Below are 18,817 nucleotides of genomic sequence, written 5' to 3'. Positions count from 1 at the left end.
CCCTCAGTCTATATATGCAGTTCACCTGCATTGCGATTGATTCTCTACCTGCGCGCGCCCCCGCGCATCAGCTTTGCCGCCACGGCAAGCCGTGCAAGCGCCAGCCGTTGATTGCGCCGCGGTGGCCAGCGTCGTCGAGATCGCCCTCGAAGCCTTCGAGCACATTGAAAACCTGCGAAAAGCCGGCCTTCGCGGCAGCCTCGGCGGCCTGCGCCGAGCGATTGCCGCTGCGGCACAGCAGCAGCACGACCGTATCCTTACCGCCTGCTTTCGCCTCGAGTTCGCGCACGAAGCGCGGATTGCGCGTCAGGCTCGTGCCGGTGGCCCAGGGCACGTGCAGGCTGTCGGGCACGTGGCCGACAAACGCGCGCTCTTCGGCCGTGCGCACGTCGACGAGCAATACGCCGCCGGCCGTGACAAGCGCCCATGCGTCCTGCGGCGATACGCCGCCCGCATAAGGCAATCCCGCCTCGCGAGCGGCTTCGCGCGCGGCTTCGAGTATTGGATGAGTGGTGCGTTCGTCGAGTTCGACCGTCATGGCGTCTCCTTCGGAATATCGCGCGTGGCGCACGAAATATGGGGCAGGCTTGACGACCGATGCCGTCTATAGCCATCAGGCACCCACTATGAGAGAGACGACGAAAAAGCCGAACTAATTATTTTTCATTTCAAAAGAACGGATAACGAACAAACGATAGAAATGACTTCGCGAATCACCCCGCATACGAAGCGGCCTGAATAGGCGGATTGCGTCGAACAGGCGGAAGAAACGGTCGAACTGAGCAAAGGTCGGCGGCTGCGGCCGAGCGCTCAAACGGCGATCGAAGCCGACGCGTGCAATCGTCTTGCGGGCAATCCCGCTACGATTACGATTGCCCGGAAACACCAATAGAGCGTTTTTCCGATCAACGCCCCGTAGAAACGGCTGCTCACAGCCGAATCGTCGAATCAAACCCAACGGTGCGCCGCATCGCCGCGGATGTTTCGTTATCCGACACGCTCGGTCATCATCGGTGCGCACCGGCTCGATCCGCCGTTGTGCATGCAACGTAGACGCGCTTGCGAAACAGCGCTCGCGGCCGGCCCCCCCCCATTTACCACCGTCCGCTGTTTTCCCGAATCACCGCGTCGGCCGCCGCGTCCGCCTCGCTCGCGTAGCTGTCGTGCACGCGCGTGCCAAGCGCCGGCAGCGGCGCTTCGCTGTCCAGCAAATGGCCGCCGCGCTCCCGCGTATCGACCGTCACCTGCATCGACAGCCCGACACGCAACGGATGCGCGGCAAGCTGTGCTGGATCGAGCGAGATGACCACCGGCACCCGCTGCACGACCTTGATCCAATTTCCCGCCGCGTTCTGCGACGGCAGCATCGAGAACGCGCTTCCCGTTCCCGCGGAGAAACCTTCCACCCGCCCTCGGTACACGATTTGCGAGCCGTACAGATCCGAGACCAGCCGCACCGGCTGCCCCACCCGCATATGCCGAAGCTGCCCTTCCTTGAAATTCGCGTCGACCCAAACCTGCCGCAACTGCACGACAGACATCAGCGGCACACCAGGCCCCACCTGCTGACCGATCTGCACCGAACGCTGCCCGACCGTTCCGTCAACGGGCGATATGATCGTCGTGCGCTTCAGGTTGCGAAACGCGAGTTTGAATTGCGCGGCCGCCTGCTGCACGCTCGGCGCCTGGTCGACAGGACGCTCGGGGCCGAACGTGCGCGCCGCGTCGAGCTGCGCCTGCGCACCGGCAAGCGCCGCCTGCGCGCCTGCAAGCGCCGATTTCGCCCGCGCCAGTTCCTCCGGCGCGACCACTTCGACCGACGCGCCGGCACGCGCCGCATACGCCTGCTGCGCCAGCTTCAGGTCGGCCTCGCGCGCCTTCACCGTCTGTTCGTACATGCCCATCGAAACACGCGTGTTCGTCACCTGCCGCACCGCTTGCGCGAGTTGCGCGCGCGCCTGCTCGAGCGAAGCCGATGCCTCGGTGTCGTCGAGTTTCACGAGCGTCTGACCGGCTTTTACCTGCTGCGTATCGGCCACGAGGATGTCGGTGACCGTGCCGGCCGTCTGTGCGGCAATCTGCACGACGTTGCCGGCAACATATGCATCGTCGGTTTCCTCGTTGAAGCGCGCGCTGAGAAACCAGTGCACGCCCGCGCCGATCGCGATCAGCGCGACGAGGCCAAAAAATATCGTGAAACGGCGCCGGCGCGTTGCGCGCTTTTTCTCAAGCGCTTCAGCCTCGCGCTGAGCGACGATCGGATCTTGGTGAACGTGGTTGTCGGCGTGCATTCAGTCGAGTCTTGTATCGTTCGGACGAGCGTGTTGTTCAGACAACGCGGACGGCGCACTGTCACCATCGTGACGGGGCGCGCCGGCAAGCGGCTTGCGCCGGCCCGGCGCGGGCGGCGCGGCTGCATCCGGGCCTGCGTCGAAACCGCCGCCAAGCGCGCCGATCAGCCCGACGCGCAACGTGCGCCGCCGCGCGCGCAACTCAACGAGCTGCATACGCTCGTCGATCAGCGACAACCGTGCGAGGTTCACGTCGCGCATCATCATCAGGCCGCGCCGGTGTCGCTGCGTGGCAACCGAGGCGATCTTCGCGGCCGCATCGACCGACTGCGCCTGATGCGCGAGAAGCGCATCGACCGAGCGCAGCGACGTCATCTGCTGCGCGACCTGACCGAGTGCATCGTCGACAGTCTTGTTGTACAGCGCGATCGCGACGTCCGCGCGGCCGGCGTCCTCGCCAAGCTTCGCCTTGAGCCTGCCGCGGTCGAAGATCGGCAGCGAGATCGCCGGGCCGATCGAGCCCGCGAGCGCCTTCCTCGAAAACAGCCCAGCCGGCGTCAGCGAGAAAAGCCCGCCGAACGCGGCGAGATTCACGTCCGGGTAGAACTGCGCGCGTGTCGAATCAAGATTCGCATAAGCGGCCTCGACGCGCAACCGCGCCGCGACGATGTCGGGCCGGCGCCCCATCAGGTCGAGTGACAACCGCGGCGGCAGCGGCGCATCGGCAAGCGGTGCGAGATGCGGCCGCTTCAGCGACAGCCCAGCCTCGGGTCCGCGCCCCGACAGCGCGCCGAGCTGCAGCCCGGTCAATTGCAAGCGCTCGTCGTTGAGCTGCACCTGCGCGCGCAGCCGGTTGCGCTTGAGCGTCGCGTCGTTCGCGTCATACGCGTTATCGATGCCGCGCGCCGCGCGTTCGCGCAGCACTGCGTCGACTTGATCGCTCGCGGCAAGCTTCTCATTGAGCAAATCGCGCATCGCATACGCGTGGTCGAGCTGGCAATACAGCGTGACGAGCGCGACCGTCAGCGTGAGCCGTGCCTGCTGCGCATCGACGCGCGCCGCCTCGCGCATCGACACCAGCCCTCGCGTTGCGGCCGCGTTGCTGCCCCACAAGTCGAGCTGATAATGAAGCGCGACGAACAGCGACGACGGCGACACCACCGGATCGCCAAACAACTGCACCGGCACCTGATAGCCTTGAACCGACACGTTGGCGACGTCGTCGGATTGCGGCATGCGCGCCTTGCTGACGGACAGCGCGCTGGTGCCCGTCAATCCCGTCAACGACGAGAATTGCTGCAACTGCGCCTGGGCAATGTCGATTCGCGCGCGCGCCGCCTGCAGATCCGGATTGTCGCGCAGCGCATCGGCCACGAGTGCGTCAAGCTGCGGATCGCCGAGCCGGGCGACCCAGTCAGGCGCAGGCCACTCGCCGTCGGGCGAGCCGGGCGCGGTATGCGCGAGCGCGTCGCTCGCCGGCGTGCGCGGCGCGAACGACGGGAGAAAACCCGACGGCGCGCAGCCGGCGCACACCAATGAGAGCGCGGCCACCCCGACCCAAGCGCGCAAACCCATATTCGACAGCCTCCTCATCAGCGTCGTCATCCGTGACGCGCGCTGCGTTGCGCAACACGTGCCGTCCACTGCGGACGTACATCCTCAAGCGCGCCGAGCCGCCCCAGCAACCCGTCTGCTATGCCCAGCAGAATACCCCTCAGCTTCGTCCATTTATCGCGCTCGTACAGCGCGATTTGTACGATTTGCCAAACCGTCAGCAAATTCGGCACGATTGCCACGGGATAGCGCATTCCATATTGCATGCCGAGCCGCACCGCGTTGCGTGCACTGTAATAGCGGCGATACCACGGATGATTCATCGATGTAAATTCAAACGGACCAATCTGGTGCCGCTTGCGCACCCCAATCCGGTGGGACAGCACAAGCGACGGCACCACATACAGCGGGACATTGCTCGCGAGCGCACGAAAACAGTATTCGGTATCGACGTGATCGATGACGAGTGACTCGTCGAAGCGCCCTAGCAGTTGGAATGCTTCGCGCGACACCACGCTGCCCGACGAAATCAGGAACGCACAGCGCTGCATCTCGCCGTTCGGCTCCAGCCGCACGCGGCGTACCGTAAAGCCGTTCGTCATCAATTCGGGCAGAAAGCATTGCCCATTCTCGTCGAAGATGCGCGGACCGACGAGAAACGGCCGCGACGCGAGCTTCGAGCCAATCTCGCGCATCGTCGGAAAATACCTGTCCGGCAAAGTCGAATCCTGATCAAACAGCGCGACTGCGTCGACGGCCGGAAACAGCGCCTCAAGCCCCGCGTTGAATCCACCGGCGATACCGCCGCGATTGCCATGATGCAGCAGCGTCACGCCGTCTCGCTCAGCCATTGCGCGCGCCGCCTGATCAGGTTGTGGCGTATTGTCGACGACGACCAGTGCATCGCACTCGCGCCGAATCCTCGCAATACGAGCTAATTGGTCGGCAGTCGGATGATAAAGAATGATCAGCGCGCCGAGCTTCATCGCTGCTCCACCGTCAATGCCCAAACGCGGCGGCAGCGCCGCGTTTCGGACGGGTCAGCCACATCATTGCGGCAAGCACCACGCATGTGACGCAAGCGATGAAAAACATATCGCCCGTGGCCATCATGTACGCTTGCTGCATCACGACCTGGTGCAGCACACTCAGCTCCCGCGCGCCGTCAAATCCCATCGCGTGCAGCGACGCTACGAAGCGCTGCGTATTGCCCGACGCGCGCGTCACCGCCTGCGACACGACATCGTAATGATAGATTGCGCGGTTGTCCCAGAGCGTTACGCTCATCGCCGTACCGAACGCTGCTGACAGTGTGCGAAGGAAATTCGAGAGGCTCGATGCTGCCGCGAGCTTGTCGTCAGGAATCCGTGATAATGTCGCCGCCGTCAGCGGAATAAAAAAACATGGCAGACCAATCCCTTGTATCAAGCCTGGCGTGATGATCTGCGTGAACGTCATGTTCAGCGTGAAATGCGCATCCCACCACAACACGCCAGCGAACACGAGAAAGCCAAACGTCACGAGCACCCGCGCATCGAACCGGTTCGCATAGATGCCGACGAGAATCGAAAACACGAGTGCCAGAATACCGAGCGGCGCAGTCGCGAGCCCTGCGTGGAACGCCGTGTACCCCATCACAGCCTGCAACCACAGCGGAAAAATCACACCGACGACCGAAAAACTCATCATCCCGAGCGAGATGATCAGCACGCAAAACGAAAACGTGCGGTCACGAAACAAGCTCAGATCGACCACTGGATGCGCCTCGCCCGCCTCCCAGATCAACAGCGACCCAAGCGACAACGCCGCGATGATCGCAAGCGTCACGATCAGCGTCGAATCGAACCAGCCGCGGTCATGACCGAGATCGAGCACCGCTTGCAGCGAACCGACGCCGACCACCAACAGCGCGATACCGACGACATCGATCGAACCTGCCGCCTTGTCGCCCGGCTCCCGGTTCAGCAGCGTCGCGCATACCGCGAACGAGAACACGCCAATCGGCAGGTTGATCAAAAAGATCCAGGGCCACGAAAAATTGTCGATGATCCAGCCGCCCACCACTGGCCCGAAGATCGGCGCAAGCAGCACCGTCATCGCCCACAAGGCAAGCGCAATCGTGCGCCGCTCGGGAGGAAAACTTCGCAACAGGATGGTCTGCGACAGCGGCACCATCGGCCCGGAGAACAGCCCCTGCAACGCTCGGCAGACGACCAGCATCCGAATGTCGGTCGCGAACGCACAGAGCAGTGACGTCAACGTAAACAGAATCACCGCCGCGACGAACAGGCGCGCCTCACCGACGCGCCGCGCGAGCCAGCCAGTCAGCGGCACCGCGATCGCTGCGGCGACGGAATATGAGCTGATCACCCACGTGCCCTGACTGTTCGACACTCCGAGACTCCCCGAAATCGCAGGCACCGCGACGTTCGTCACGGTCGAATCGAGCACCTCGATGAAGGTCGCAAGCGACAGCGCGAACGTCAGCAACGCAAGCCGCAGGCCGCGATTCGCTAACGGCGCCGCCGTGGCCGGCACCAACGGTGCGGCGCTCATGCGCCCCGCGCCATCGGTGCGCCGGCAACCATTGGCGCGTGCGCCGGCCGCGCGGCAACGCCCGCGGCCGGCACGAAACGTTCGATGAACCGCGCCGCCTCGACGCAGCCGTCCGGCGCGGCCAGAATCCGCTCACGCGCCTGCGCGCAACGCTCGGCGACCGCCGTGCTGTCCAGCACCCGTGCCAATGCATCGGCAAGCGCCACGCCGCGCACCGGCGCGTCGACGCGCAGCCCACAGCCGCTGTCGGCAACCCGCTGTGCATTGTCGAATTGATCGTGCGCGAACGGCGTGACGACCTGCGCAATGCCCGCCTCATACGCAAGCGATGCAGTGCCTATACCGCCGTGATGAACGAGCACGCGGCAGTGCGGCAGCAGCGTGCGCAGCGGTACATAGCGGCGCACCAGCAGGCCCGCCGATGCCGCATCGCGCGCAACGCGCTCCCCGTCAGGCGTCAGCAGCAGCCCTCGCACGCCCGTCGCATGCACGGCTTCGGCAACCGCGCGCGCATACTCGAGCGCATCGACGAGCGTCGAGCCCGCGGTGAACACGACGGGCGGCTCGCCTGCCGCGACGAATTCGTCGAGTTCCGCATCGGCGTTGCGCTCCCCCGCATCGTTGAAGAGCGGGAAACCGCTTTGCAGGTGATTTGCGGGCCAATCCGGCTGTGGCGCCGCGAACCAGTCCGGAAACAGGCATAGCACGCCGTCGGTCGAATGCAGCCAGCGGCCGAGAATACGCTTGGCCGGCGCAAGGCCGAGCGACGTGCGCAGCGCATTGAGTTGCGGGCCGCACACCTTGTCGAGCGCCTGCCGCTCGATCAGCGTCATCAGCCCCGCTTTCAGGACGAGCGGCATGCGGCGCGGGATCGTCAGCCGCTTGTGCGTCGGCGGCGCGTGCGCGGACAACAGCGTCGACGGTGAAATCTGCACCGACACATACGGCGTGCCGTACCGCTCTTGCATCATCCGCGCGGAAAACGCCCAGAGCGTGCCGATCAGCACCGTGTCGCGATCGGTGAGTATGCGCAACGTATCGAAATGCGGCTGCATGCTCGGCGCGATCACACGCCACAGCGTCTTGAACGACGTGCGCGGATTCCAGAGCGCCGGATCCGCCATCGCGCGCGCGTATTCGTCGGCAGTGCCGACCGGCGCGAACTCGAAGCCGCAGCGCCGCGCTTCGGTTTCGAACTGCGGATGCGTGCAGAACACGACATGATGGCCGCGCGCAGCGAGCGCGCGGCCGATCCCGAGCATCGGATGGATATCTCCGGCCGAACCGATAGCGGTAATCACCATCTTCGCCATGACGAACGTCCGGCGAAAGATCAGTAAAGGCCGGGGATCAGCGCCGCCACTTCACGGCGATACTGTGCATACGCATTGCCGAAGTGCCCGGTCAGCCAGCTTTCCTCGACGCGCACCTTGTAGGCGAGCGACGCGAAGATCAGCACGATGCCGAGCACGCCGCGCCACACGCCGCCGATCATCACGTCACCGACGAGCGCGAGCAGGCAGCCGGTATAGATCGGATGCCGAACGAGTGCGTAAGGCCCGCTGCGGATCAGCTCATGCCCTTCCTTCAGCGTGACCGACACGCTCCAGTTGGTGCCGAGATGCACACGCGCCCATACCGAGAACAGCAAGCCCGCGACCGAGATCGCCAAACCTGCGTACTGAAGCGGGCCAATATACGACCAGTCCGGAACCAGCGCGCTCGCGGACAGATCGGGCAGCACAATCAATGCGCCGCCGACGATAAGTGGAACCGCCTGAAACCTACGCGAGCGCGTTGACTCCCTGCGTGCCGTCGTCTTAACGGCCTTCGATGTTGCGATCCAGTAGGCGAGCCATAGGAGCCACGGCACGATGATGGCGATGGTTTGAACGATGTTCACGTTTGTCAGCCTTTATCGACGAAGGAGAGGGAAACACCTGTCCGATGCATCACGACATCGCGGGCAATTCGCCACGGACCAGATTCGCCTGCCGGCTGAACGGCTCGTCAGCGTCACCGGCCCCGCGTTCCGTGCAGAAAAAGCCGAGCACCGCCTTGCGCACCTGCTCTTGTTGCTGGCGCCCCTCAAGATCCAGGAAATGGCCTGCCTGCCGGATCGTCTGAAAATCCGCCCGGCGAATATACTCGCCCAGCCTCCGCACGTCCTCCGCCGTCGTGTATTCGTCCAGTTCGCCGTTGATGAATCGCACGTGGCAATTGATATTGCGAAACGACGGCAGATATCGCTCCGGCTGCAACGACAGGATCTGGTCGACGTGAAACGCAACTTGGTTTTGCTCTTGGCGCGGCAGTTTGGTCAGATAGCGGTAGTTATAGAGCTTCATGATCCGCGGCAAATAGCTTCCGACCGTGTCGTTCAGCAACTGCGCGGCCTTCAAATTCTCGCCAGCGGCAATGTGATCGCGCGCGCGTCACGTAATCGACCATCGCGTCGTTCAGAAACGGCGAGAACGAAGCAATTACCGCCCGGCGCACGCTCGCACAGCCGCGCGCCAGCGCGAACAGGGACGCGACGCCGCCCCATGACACAGACAACAGATAGCTCGGCGCGAACCGGTCGACGAGATACAGCAAAATATCGACCTCGTCGTCCTTCGTCAGAATGAATTCGTTCGGATTGTGCTGCCGCGATTGGCCCGCGTAAGGCAAATCGAAACACACCGCATTCAGGCGCTCACCCAGATAACGGATCGTCTGGCCGAACGACGCGGTCGTCGCCAACGCTCCGTTGACAAGAATGACCGTTTCAAAAGATGGATCGAACACGTGGCGTTCGACATGGACCTTCAATCCGCTCGGCAGCGCTACGACCTGTTTTTCGATAGCCATCGAGTTTCTCCCGCATCTGCTCGACAATTGAACTGTTAGTGCGCCCCCTCTCCAGAGCGCTTTCACGTAACCGCACATCAACCGGCACACTCTTGGCCGCGCCGAATGCCGCACGGATTACCCGTCCGATGGAACTGAACACGCCTGCATGCCACCGTCGCAGGCCATGCTTCCCGCCAAGTCCGATCCTGCCCTCATCATCGGCTCGCGGTCTCCAGTCCCTTTGTCTCGCATGACGCCCCTTCTGATTTCGGCCAACCGCACCCCGATTCCAACACGCTCGCCGGCAATCGTGCAGCTGGCGTTTTTATGTGTGTGATATTAATACGCCAAATATTACTGCCTCAACCACTTTTGCTAACTTTCTTCAAAAATTCATCGAATGTGTTCCAGCCAACATTGAACAATGCCCTCTAATTCCCCTTCAAACTTAACTCATTCATCACCAAGAAATATTGTCTGTGCTATGGCGCGACATCACGCAGCCCCCGCTCCGAGCGCGCCCATCACACCCCGCCCCCCCGGCATGGAACCCTACACGTACTCCATAAAAATCAATCACATAGAACCAAAAAAATACTTGACTCCGCTTTACATATTTTTGATAGCCTTCGTGGACTTACTTTATTGCCGGCGCCTTCAGCCAAGCACAAACGCACACCCAATCCGACACCTCAATATCCGACCGTCAATCCGCCGCCACTCATCAGTCGATCGGCAAATCGTATCCAAATTACCGTTTATACAATAAGTAATTATTAGTACCCGATTAAAACGTTTTAAACATTCTCAGCATTCCTTCCAGTTCCTTTCATTTGCACCGTCACGCGCTCGCGCAATATCGCCATCGCCCATCAGCATCGAACTGCCACCACAAATCCCACCCCCAGCCGCAGCCGCAATGCCAGAGCCAGAGACACGATCCTCCCCCCATTTCATTTTTATTGATTGATCGTTCAATAAAAAAAAGATATCCTTTCGATCTCCTCCTCAACCTAGTGCACCGAAACACACGATGCCGAAACTTGGAATGCGCGAAATTCGCCGCGCGCAATTGATCGATGCGACGCTGCGCTCGATCGACGAGGTCGGCCTGCCCGGCACGACGCTCGCGTCCGTCGCACAGCGCGCAAACATCTCGACCGGCATCGTCAGCCACTATTTCGGCGACAAGGACGGGCTACTCGAAGCAACGATGCGCCGGGTACTGGACGATCTGCGCGCGGCCGCCGCCCGTCACCGCGCCGCCGCGCCAAGCACGCCGCGCGAGCGCCTGCGGGCGGTCGCCGCAGCGAATTTCGACGGCACACAGATCAACGCGCCGGTAATGAAGACCTGGCTCGCATTCTGGTCGCAAAGCATGCACGAGCCAGCGCTGAGGCGCCTGCAACGCATCAACACAAGGCGGCTCTATTCGAATCTGTGCGCTGCGTTCGCGCTGGCGCTGCCCCGCCAGCGCGCCCGCGAAGCGGCCAGCGGCCTGGCGGCGTTGATCGATGGCCTGTGGCTGCGCGGCGCGCTGGCGGGCGGACCGTTCGACACCCAGGCGGCGCTCGCGCTCGCCAACGATTACATCGACCTGCTGCTCGCGTCGACCCCCTGACGCGACGCGCACTCGCCCTATCACCGTACAAGGAGATCCACATGTCCGTATTCGGTCTGCAACGCCTTTACATCGCCGGCGCCTATGCCGATGCCACCAGCGGCAAGACGTTCGACACGCTCGATCCCGCGACGGGCGAACTGCTCGCGACGGTTCAGCAAGCGAGCGCCGACGACATCGACCGCGCGGTTGCCTCCGCACACGAAGGCCAGCGCGAATGGGCCGCGATGAGCGCGATGCAGCGCTCGCGGATCCTACGCCGCGCGGTCGAGCTGCTGCGCGAGCGCAACGACGTGCTCGCCGAACTGGAAATGCGCGATACCGGCAAGCCGATCGGGGAAACACGCGCCGTCGACATCGTCACCGGCGCGGACGTGATCGAGTATTACGCGGGCCTCACGACCGCGATCGAAGGGCTGCAAGTGCCGTTGCGCCCCGACTCGTTCGTCTATACGCGTCGCGAGCCGCTCGGCGTGTGCTGCGGCATCGGCGCGTGGAACTATCCGATCCAGATCGCGTGCTGGAAGAGCGCTCCTGCGCTCGCGGCCGGCAACGCGATGATCTTCAAGCCGAGCGAAGTCACGCCGCTGTCCGCGCTCAAGCTTGCCGAGATCTATACCGAGGCGGGCGTGCCCGCCGGCGTGTTCAACGTCGTACAAGGCGACGGCACGGTCGGCGCGCTGCTCGCGTCGCATCCGGGAATCGCGAAGGTGTCGTTTACGGGCGGCGTCGAAACCGGCAAGAAAGTCATGTCGGCCGCAGGCGCGTCGTCGCTCAAGGAAGTGACGATGGAACTCGGCGGTAAATCACCGCTCATCGTGTTCGACGACGCCGACCTCGACCGAGCGGCCGACATCGCCGTCACCGCGAACTTCTTCAGCGCGGGCCAGGTGTGCACGAACGGCACGCGCGTCTTCGTCCAGCACACGGTGAAGGACGCCTTCGTCGCGCGCGTGCTCGAGCGCGTCGCACGGATCCGCATCGGCAAACCTTCGGATCCCGATACGAATTTCGGCCCGCTCGCCAGCGCCGCGCAACTCGACAAGGTGCTCGGCTACATCGAAAGCGGCAAGGCCGAAGGTGCGAAGCTACTCGCGGGCGGTGAGCGCCTCGTGCACGATCATTTCGCGAACGGCCAGTACGTTGCGCCAACCGTGTTCGACGGCTGCCGTGACGATATGAAGATCGTTCGCGAGGAAATCTTCGGCCCGGTGATGAGCATCCTCGCATTCGATACGGAAGACGAAGCGATCGCACGCGCGAACGCGACCGACTACGGGCTCGCCGCCGGCGTCGTCACCGAGAACTTGTCGCGCGCACATCGTGCGATCCATCGCCTCGAAGCCGGCATCTGTTGGATCAACACGTGGGGGGAATCGCCGGCCGAAATGCCGGTTGGCGGTTACAAGCAATCCGGCGTCGGGCGAGAGAACGGCGTCACGACGCTCGAGCACTACACTCGGATCAAATCGGTACAGGTCGAACTCGGCCGCTATCAGCCGGTGTTCTAAGCCTCATATTTAGGAGAACCGCTGCGATGACGACTCGCGAATTCGATTACATCATTTGCGGCGCGGGTTCCGCGGGCAACGTGCTCGCCACGCGCCTTACCGAGGATCCGGAAGTCCGTGTGCTGCTGCTCGAGGCGGGCGGCCCGGACTACCGGTTCGATTTCCGCACGCAGATGCCTGCGGCGCTCGCGTATCCGCTGCAGGGCCGTCGTTATAACTGGGCATACGAAACGGACCCCGAGCCGCACATGAACAACCGCAGTATGGAGTGCGGGCGCGGCAAGGGGCTCGGTGGCTCGTCCCTGATCAACGGAATGTGCTACATCCGCGGCAATGCGCTCGACTATGACAACTGGGCACAACAGCACGAGGGCCTCGTCAACTGGACATATCTCGACTGCCTGCCGTATTTCAAGAAAGCAGAAAGCCGTGACGCAGGTCCGAACGACTATCATGGCGGCGACGGCCCTGTCTCGGTAACGACGAGCAAACCCGGCGTGAATCCGCTGTTCGAGGCCATGGTCGAGGCCGGCGTGCAAGCCGGCTATCCGCGCACCGACGATCTCAACGGCTACCAGCAAGAGGGCTTCGGCCCGATGGACCGAACGGTCACGCCCCGCGGCCGGCGCGCGTCGACCGCGCGCGGCTATCTTGATCAAGCGCGCGCGCGTCCGAACCTGGAGATCGTCACGCACGCGATGGCCGATCGCATTCTGTTTTCCGGCAAGCGCGCAACGGGCGTCACGTTCATGCGGGGCAGCGAACGCGTCACCGCGCACGCACGCCGTGAAGTGCTCGTGTGCAGCGGCGCGATCGCGTCGCCGCAATTGCTGCAGCGCTCGGGCGTCGGACCCGGCGAATGGCTGCGCGAACTGGACATCCCGGTCGTGTTCGATCTGCCTGGTGTCGGACGCAATCTGCAGGATCACCTGGAGATGTACATCCAATACGAATGCAAGGAGCCCGTGTCGCTGTATCCGGCGCTCAAGTGGTATAACCAGCCGAAGATCGGGCTCGAATGGATGCTGGCTGGCACGGGTCTCGGCGCAAGCAACCATTTCGAGGCGGGCGGCTTCATCCGCACCCGCGACGACGACCTCTGGCCGAATGTTCAGTATCACTTCCTACCCGTCGCGATCAACTACAACGGCTCGAATGCAATCGACATGCACGGCTTCCAGGCGCATGTCGGCTCGATGCGCTCGCCGAGCCGCGGCCGCGTGAAGCTGCGCTCGCGCGACCCGCACGACCATCCGAGCATTTTGTTCAACTACATGTCGGAAGCACTCGACTGGCGCGAGTTCCGCGACGCGATCCGCGCGACGCGCGAAATCATGGTGCAACCCGCACTCGATCGCTATCGCGGCCGTGAGTTGAACCCCGGCGCGGATCTGAAGACCGACTCCGAACTCGACGCATTCGTGCGGGCTCGCGCGGAAACCGCGTTTCATCCGTCTTGCTCATGCAAGATGGGCTTCGACGACATGGCAGTCGTCGACGATGAAGGCCGAGTGCACGGCATCGACGGACTGCGAGTCGTTGACGCGTCGATCATGCCGATCATCACGACCGGCAATCTGAACGCGCCGACGATCATGATCGCCGAAAAAATCGCCGACCGAATCCGCAAGCGCCCGCCGCTCGCTCGGGCAAACGTTGCATACTACGTCGCGAACGGCGCGCCCGCGCGACAACCCGGCAACCCGGCGCCAACACCTGCCGTCGTGTAACACACCGCACGAAGCGCGCCGACGAGCGGCCGGACAGTTGGTGATTCCCGCAGACAATTGCGCAAATCAGGCCGGACGCCAACGGCGGGCTCATCGTGCAAACCGCAGCAATCGGCCCGGCCGGCGCGATCGCACCGCAGGCCGACTGTAATCGGCCCGGCAGACAGGATCGTCCTGCCAACGCGGCGTGAAAGCGCCGGCCCATCCACGCACTGGCCGCACCCGCTGAGTGCCGGCCACCAGCGCAACCGAAAACGGTCGCCTGCATCGATCCGTCAAATCGCAGGCCGCATCCGTGCCGCACCGAACCGCGCCGGCCAGCCTGCCGGCGCACCTTCCCTCCTGCCGGCATCGGCCTCCATCTGCTATAAAAAGGCCGTCGAAAGCCTGCGTCGGCGCGTTGTGCAAATTTTCCGGGCGGTTGCTAAGATAGCGGTCCCGTCGTTGCGGCAAGTGTTCCGATATGTCCGCGTCGCGCCGTCCCGCATCCGGCCGGCCTGCTCGCGCGCTTCGCAACAAGAGCCCTTCCCGCTCGACTCAACGTCCTCCGAGCATGCAGCCGATCCTGTCCGTTTCCAATCTGTCGAAAACTTACAAATCCGGCGTGCGTTCGCTGAAAAACATCAATCTCGATATCCTGAGCGGCGAAATCTTCGCGCTGCTCGGGCCGAACGGTGCCGGCAAGACCACGCTGATCAGCACGATTTGCGGCATCGTCACGCCAACCGAAGGCCGCGTGACAGTCGGCGGCCACGACATCCGCGACGATTTCCGCGCGGCCCGCGCGCTGATCGGGCTCGTGCCACAGGAGCTGACGATCGACGCGTTCGAATCGGTGTGGAACACCGTGTCTTTCAGCCGCGGCCTGTTCGGCAAGGCACCGGCCGCGAACTATATCGAGAAGGTGCTAAAGGATTTGTCGCTCTGGGACAAGCGCGACAGCAAGCTGATCACGCTGTCGGGCGGCATGAAGCGGCGCGTGCTGATCGCCAAGGCGCTCGCGCACGAGCCGCGCGTGCTGTTTCTCGACGAGCCGACTGCGGGCGTCGATGTCGAGCTGCGCCGCGACATGTGGCGGCTCGTCGAGGAACTGCGCGCCGACGGCGTGACGATCGTGCTAACGACGCACTATATCGAGGAGGCCGAACAAATGGCCGACCGCATCGGCATCATCAACGGCGGCGAAATCATGCTCGTCGATAAGAAGGCCGATCTGATGCGCAAGCTTGGCAAGAAACAGCTCGCGCTGCAACTCGAGCAGCCGCTCGCGGGCGTGCCGCCCCAGCTTGCCGCGTACCGGCTGGAGCTGTCGCGCGACGGCGGCGAACTCGTCTATACCTACGACACGCGCAGCGAGCGCACCAGTATCGTCGAGTTGATGAATGCGCTCAGCGCGGCAGGCATCGGCTTCAGAGATCTGCGCACGACGCAAAGCTCGCTCGAGGAAATCTTCGTGCGCTTGGTCGGCAACCAGCGCAACGGCGAAGGCAATGGCAACGAGAATGCAAACGGCCACCCGGCCATACCCGATAAGCGTAACGACGAATGATCAATTTCCACGCGATCCGCGCGATTTACCGCGCCGAAATGGCCCGTACACGGCGCACGATGACGCAAAGCGTCATCGCGCCCGTGATCTCGACATCGCTGTACTTCGTCGTGTTCGGCTCCGCGATCGGTTCGCGGATCAGCGACGTAAACGGCATCGGCTACGGTTCGTTCATCGTGCCGGGCCTCGTGATGCTGTCACTGCTATCGCAGAGCATTTCGAACGCGTCGTTCGGCATTTACTTCCCGCGCTTCACCGGCACAATTTATGAACTGCTGTCGGCACCGATCTCGCCGCTCGAGATCGTCGTCGCCTACGTTGGCGCGGCAGCGACGAAATCGATCATACTTGGGCTCATCATCCTTGCGACAGCCGCGCTCTTCGTACCGCTACATATCCTGCACCCGGTCTGGATGCTCGTCTTTCTGCTTCTGACGGCTTTCACCTTCAGTCTGTTCGGCTTCGTGATCGGGATCTGGGCCGATAACTTCGAGAAGCTGCAACTCGTGCCGCTACTCATCATCACACCGCTCACATTCCTCGGCGGCAGCTTTTATTCGGTCGACATGCTGCCGCCGTTCTGGCGAGTCGTCACGCTGTTCAATCCGATCGTCTATTTGATCAGCGGCTTTCGCTGGGCATTCTACGGGCTCGCCGACGTGCATATCGGTGCGAGCCTCGGCATGACTGCGCTCTTCCTCGTCGTGCTGCTCGCCGTCGTCGCGTGGATCTTCCGGACCGGCTACCGCCTAAAGAGTTGAATCGACGAACGGCGCGCCGTGTGCATGGCGCGAGCGTTCCAGCCGAATGCCGCTTTCCTTCTATGGTGGCGAATAATGGCCGAGTCTACTGAGCAAACCGCGCCTCGCTTCGAGGCCGTCTTGCCGGAGGACGCCATGACCGCCGCCTTCCGCTCGCCCGCCCCGCGCGTGAGCGCCGCCGAGCGTCTCGAACGCCTGCCGTTTTCCGGCTATCACCGGCTGATCTTCTCGATCATCGCGATCGCCTTCTTCTTCGACTCAGTCGATCTCGGCACGATGACATTCGTGCTCGGATCGATCAAAAAGGAATTTGGTCTGTCGAGCGCGACGGCCGGCGCCGTGGCAAGCGCGAGTTTCTTCGGAATGGTAGCCGGTGCCGCCACCGCAGGCCTGCTTGCCGATCGCTTCGGCCGGCGGCCGGTGTTTCAGTGGAGCATGGTACTGTGGGGCACGGCATCATATCTGTGCTCGACCGCGCAAAGCGTTGAAACGCTGATCATCTATCGCGTATTGCTCGGCATCGGCATGGGGATGGAATTTCCGGTCGCGCAAACCCTGTTGTCCGAATTCGTCCCGGCGGCAAAGCGTGGCCGGCTGATCGCGCTGATGGACGGCTTCTGGCCGCTCGGCTTCATCACCGCCGGCGTCGTCAGTTATTTCGTGCTACCGGCCTTCGGCTGGCGCACCGTATTCGCGTTGCTCGCGCTGCCCGCCGTGTTCGTGCTCGTCGTCCGCCGGCTCGTGCCCGAATCACCGCGCTGGCTCGAGCACCAGGGCCGTCTCGCCGATGCCGAACGCGTGCTCGCACATATCGAAGCGAAGGTAAAGCGATCTGCGCGCCTCACGAGCCTGCCCGCGCCCGCACGATTGAGCCCCGATCCCGGCACGCCGACGACACGCCGAGGCGGCGCGCTGTTCGAGCTCTGGAGTGCCGCCTATCGTCGTCGCACGGCAATGGTTTGGCTGCTGTGGTTCTTCGCACTGCTTGGTTTCTATGGCCTCACGTCTTGGTTGGGTGCGCTGTTGCAACAAGCGGGCTTCGCCGTCACGCAGTCGGTGTTCTATACGGTGCTGATTTCGCTCGGCGGCATCCCCGGCTTTCTGTGCGCCGCATGGCTCATCGAGCGCTGGGGCCGCAAGCCTACCTGCATCGCATCACTCATCGGCGGTGGCGCGATGGCTTATGCATACGGGCAAAGCGCGCTCGCCGGCAACAGCATCGCGCTGCTGATCGGCACCGGTCTCGCGATGCAGTTCTTCCTGTTCGGCATGTGGGCCGTGCTCTATACGTATACGCCGGAGTTGTACGGCACCGGCGTGCGCGCTACAGGCTCAGGCTTCGCATCGGCGATCGGGCGCGTCGGCTCGCTGATCGGGCCTTACGTTGTCGGCATCGTGCTGCCAGTGTTCGGACAACGCGGCGTATTCACGCTTGGTGCGCTGTCGTTCGCCACGGCGGCGCTCGCGGTCGGCTTGCTTGGCATCGAAACAAAAGGCATCGCGCTGGAAATACTCGCATCGGCAGACCATACCGACGACAGCGCCCGCGATCCGGCCCGCGTCGCAGCGAATTGAGTCCGCACGGCATTCCCCGGCCCGGTCTGCGATAATCGCGCTTCACGCATTTTGCCGCGCGCAAGCGCCATGTCGACGCCATGCATCAACCGCCGCCTCCCGCTCCCTCTACCCCTTTGCCGCCGATTCCATGCGTGCAAGACGACGATCGCCCGTGGCTGCCAATGGATGCAAATCTGCCTGGCCTCGAAATCAAGTATCTGCACATCAATGTCGCAAGCGACGAACTGACCGTACTCCTAAAGATGCCGGTAGGTCTCGCGTTGCCGCGCCATCGGCACGACGGTCCGGTATTCGTCTATACGCTGCAAGGCGAATGGCGTTATCGCGAATACGACTGGATTGCCCGGCCAGGCAGCACCGTGCTCGAGCCAACCGGTTCGCACCACACGCCTGAGGCTCTTGCGTCCGATACCGGCATGGTCGTCACGTTCAATGTGATGCGTGGGGATCTCGTGCTGCTCGACGATGCCGGCACCGAAACGGCACGCGAAAATTGCCGGGTCGCCCTGTTGCGCGAACGAAAATTCGCCCGCAGCGTGGGCACGGCGGGCATCACACCACCGTTTGTCACTCGCTGACATTTGCAAGCCCACTGCGCCTGACCTTATATAAACTACAGAATTTCCGCTCCATTTTCCGGCAATCGCGCAACAAGGCTTCAATGACGCGCGTATTGCGCGTCACCACGCTCAGCATTCCGAAGTCTTCATGAATCGGCTTTTCCGCCGTACGGGCGACGGTGCGTACCTCGCTACGCCAGCCTCTGCGCTTTTTGCTCTGTTATTTCGACATCGCAGGCAGCGCGCGTAAATTGCCGAAATCGCTGGCACG

15 protein-coding genes and 1 pseudogene are annotated in these 18,817 nt (G+C 63.0%); 7 read left to right on the top strand and 9 right to left on the bottom strand.

The features are described from left to right. Nucleotides 1-67: 67 nt before the first annotated feature. The 9 genes and pseudogenes from WS68_RS05970 to WS68_RS05930 form a co-directional block, all read right to left on the bottom strand. Nucleotides 68-538 (bottom strand): rhodanese-like domain-containing protein, encoded by a 471-nt coding sequence (locus tag WS68_RS05970; protein ID WP_059569916.1) that lies wholly within the window; start codon nucleotides 536-538, stop codon nucleotides 68-70. Between the two features lie 114 nt (nucleotides 539-652). After that, nucleotides 653-958, bottom strand: coding sequence for a hypothetical protein (locus tag WS68_RS05965; protein WP_156429361.1), 306 nt, complete (start codon nucleotides 956-958; stop codon nucleotides 653-655). Between the two features lie 136 nt (nucleotides 959-1,094). After that, nucleotides 1,095-2,291, bottom strand: a complete 1,197-nt coding sequence (locus WS68_RS05960) for an HlyD family secretion protein (protein ID WP_082709820.1) — start codon at nucleotides 2,289-2,291, stop codon at nucleotides 1,095-1,097. Continuing rightward, nucleotides 2,292-3,866: an efflux transporter outer membrane subunit gene (locus WS68_RS05955; RefSeq protein WP_231752951.1), complete on the bottom strand. Its 1,575-nt coding sequence runs from the start codon at nucleotides 3,864-3,866 to the stop codon at nucleotides 2,292-2,294. It lies immediately after the preceding gene. A 26-nt stretch (nucleotides 3,867-3,892) separates the two neighbouring features. After that, complete coding sequence (locus WS68_RS05950; protein WP_059569914.1) at nucleotides 3,893-4,831, bottom strand: glycosyltransferase family 2 protein; 939 nt, start codon at nucleotides 4,829-4,831, stop codon at nucleotides 3,893-3,895. A 13-nt stretch (nucleotides 4,832-4,844) separates the two neighbouring features. Beyond that, a complete protein-coding gene (locus WS68_RS05945; protein WP_059569913.1) occupies nucleotides 4,845-6,401 on the bottom strand; it encodes a DHA2 family efflux MFS transporter permease subunit in 1,557 nt (518 codons plus the stop codon). Then, nucleotides 6,398-7,714, bottom strand: a complete 1,317-nt coding sequence (locus tag WS68_RS05940) for a glycosyltransferase (protein ID WP_059569912.1) — start codon at nucleotides 7,712-7,714, stop codon at nucleotides 6,398-6,400. The genes WS68_RS05945 and WS68_RS05940 overlap by 4 nt, the downstream gene beginning before the upstream one ends. Before the next feature lie 20 nt (nucleotides 7,715-7,734). After that, complete coding sequence (locus tag WS68_RS05935) at nucleotides 7,735-8,304, bottom strand: methyltransferase family protein (RefSeq protein ID WP_059569911.1); 570 nt, start codon at nucleotides 8,302-8,304, stop codon at nucleotides 7,735-7,737. Nucleotides 8,305-8,353: 49 nt separating this feature from the next. After that, nucleotides 8,354-9,254, bottom strand: a pseudogene (locus tag WS68_RS05930) (alpha/beta fold hydrolase). Nucleotides 9,255-10,269: 1,015 nt separating this feature from the next. Between WS68_RS05930 and betI the strand changes: the two are divergent. From betI to WS68_RS05895, 7 genes are all read left to right on the top strand, one after another. Then, on the top strand, nucleotides 10,270-10,857 hold the full coding sequence (gene betI / locus WS68_RS05925) for a transcriptional regulator BetI (protein ID WP_059569910.1): 588 nt from the start codon (nucleotides 10,270-10,272) through the stop codon (nucleotides 10,855-10,857). 41 nt (nucleotides 10,858-10,898) lie between these two features. After that, nucleotides 10,899-12,368, top strand: a complete 1,470-nt coding sequence (gene betB / locus WS68_RS05920) for a betaine-aldehyde dehydrogenase (protein ID WP_059569909.1) — start codon at nucleotides 10,899-10,901, stop codon at nucleotides 12,366-12,368. 26 nt (nucleotides 12,369-12,394) lie between these two features. Further along, the gene (betA, locus tag WS68_RS05915) at nucleotides 12,395-14,098 is read left to right on the top strand and encodes a choline dehydrogenase (RefSeq protein WP_059569908.1); all 1,704 of its coding nucleotides are present in this window, start codon (nucleotides 12,395-12,397) and stop codon (nucleotides 14,096-14,098) included. 553 nt (nucleotides 14,099-14,651) lie between these two features. Beyond that, a complete protein-coding gene (locus WS68_RS05910; RefSeq protein ID WP_059569907.1) occupies nucleotides 14,652-15,647 on the top strand; it encodes an ABC transporter ATP-binding protein in 996 nt (331 codons plus the stop codon). After that, a complete protein-coding gene (locus WS68_RS05905; protein ID WP_059569906.1) occupies nucleotides 15,644-16,408 on the top strand; it encodes an ABC transporter permease in 765 nt (254 codons plus the stop codon). Before WS68_RS05910 ends, WS68_RS05905 begins: the two co-directional genes overlap by 4 nt. A 135-nt stretch (nucleotides 16,409-16,543) precedes the next feature. Beyond that, entirely contained in the window at nucleotides 16,544-17,983 is a 1,440-nt protein-coding gene (locus tag WS68_RS05900; RefSeq protein WP_059569905.1) for an MFS transporter, read from the top strand. Nucleotides 17,984-18,063: 80 nt separating this feature from the next. Next, the gene (locus WS68_RS05895; protein ID WP_059569904.1) at nucleotides 18,064-18,564 is read left to right on the top strand and encodes a 2,4'-dihydroxyacetophenone dioxygenase family protein; all 501 of its coding nucleotides are present in this window, start codon (nucleotides 18,064-18,066) and stop codon (nucleotides 18,562-18,564) included. Nucleotides 18,565-18,817 lie beyond the last annotated feature (253 nt).

The sequence above is a fragment of the Burkholderia sp. TSV86 genome (assembly GCF_001522865.1).
Classification (GTDB): Bacteria; Pseudomonadota; Gammaproteobacteria; order Burkholderiales; family Burkholderiaceae; genus Burkholderia.
This window is presented reverse-complemented; position numbering and strand designations above follow the sequence as displayed.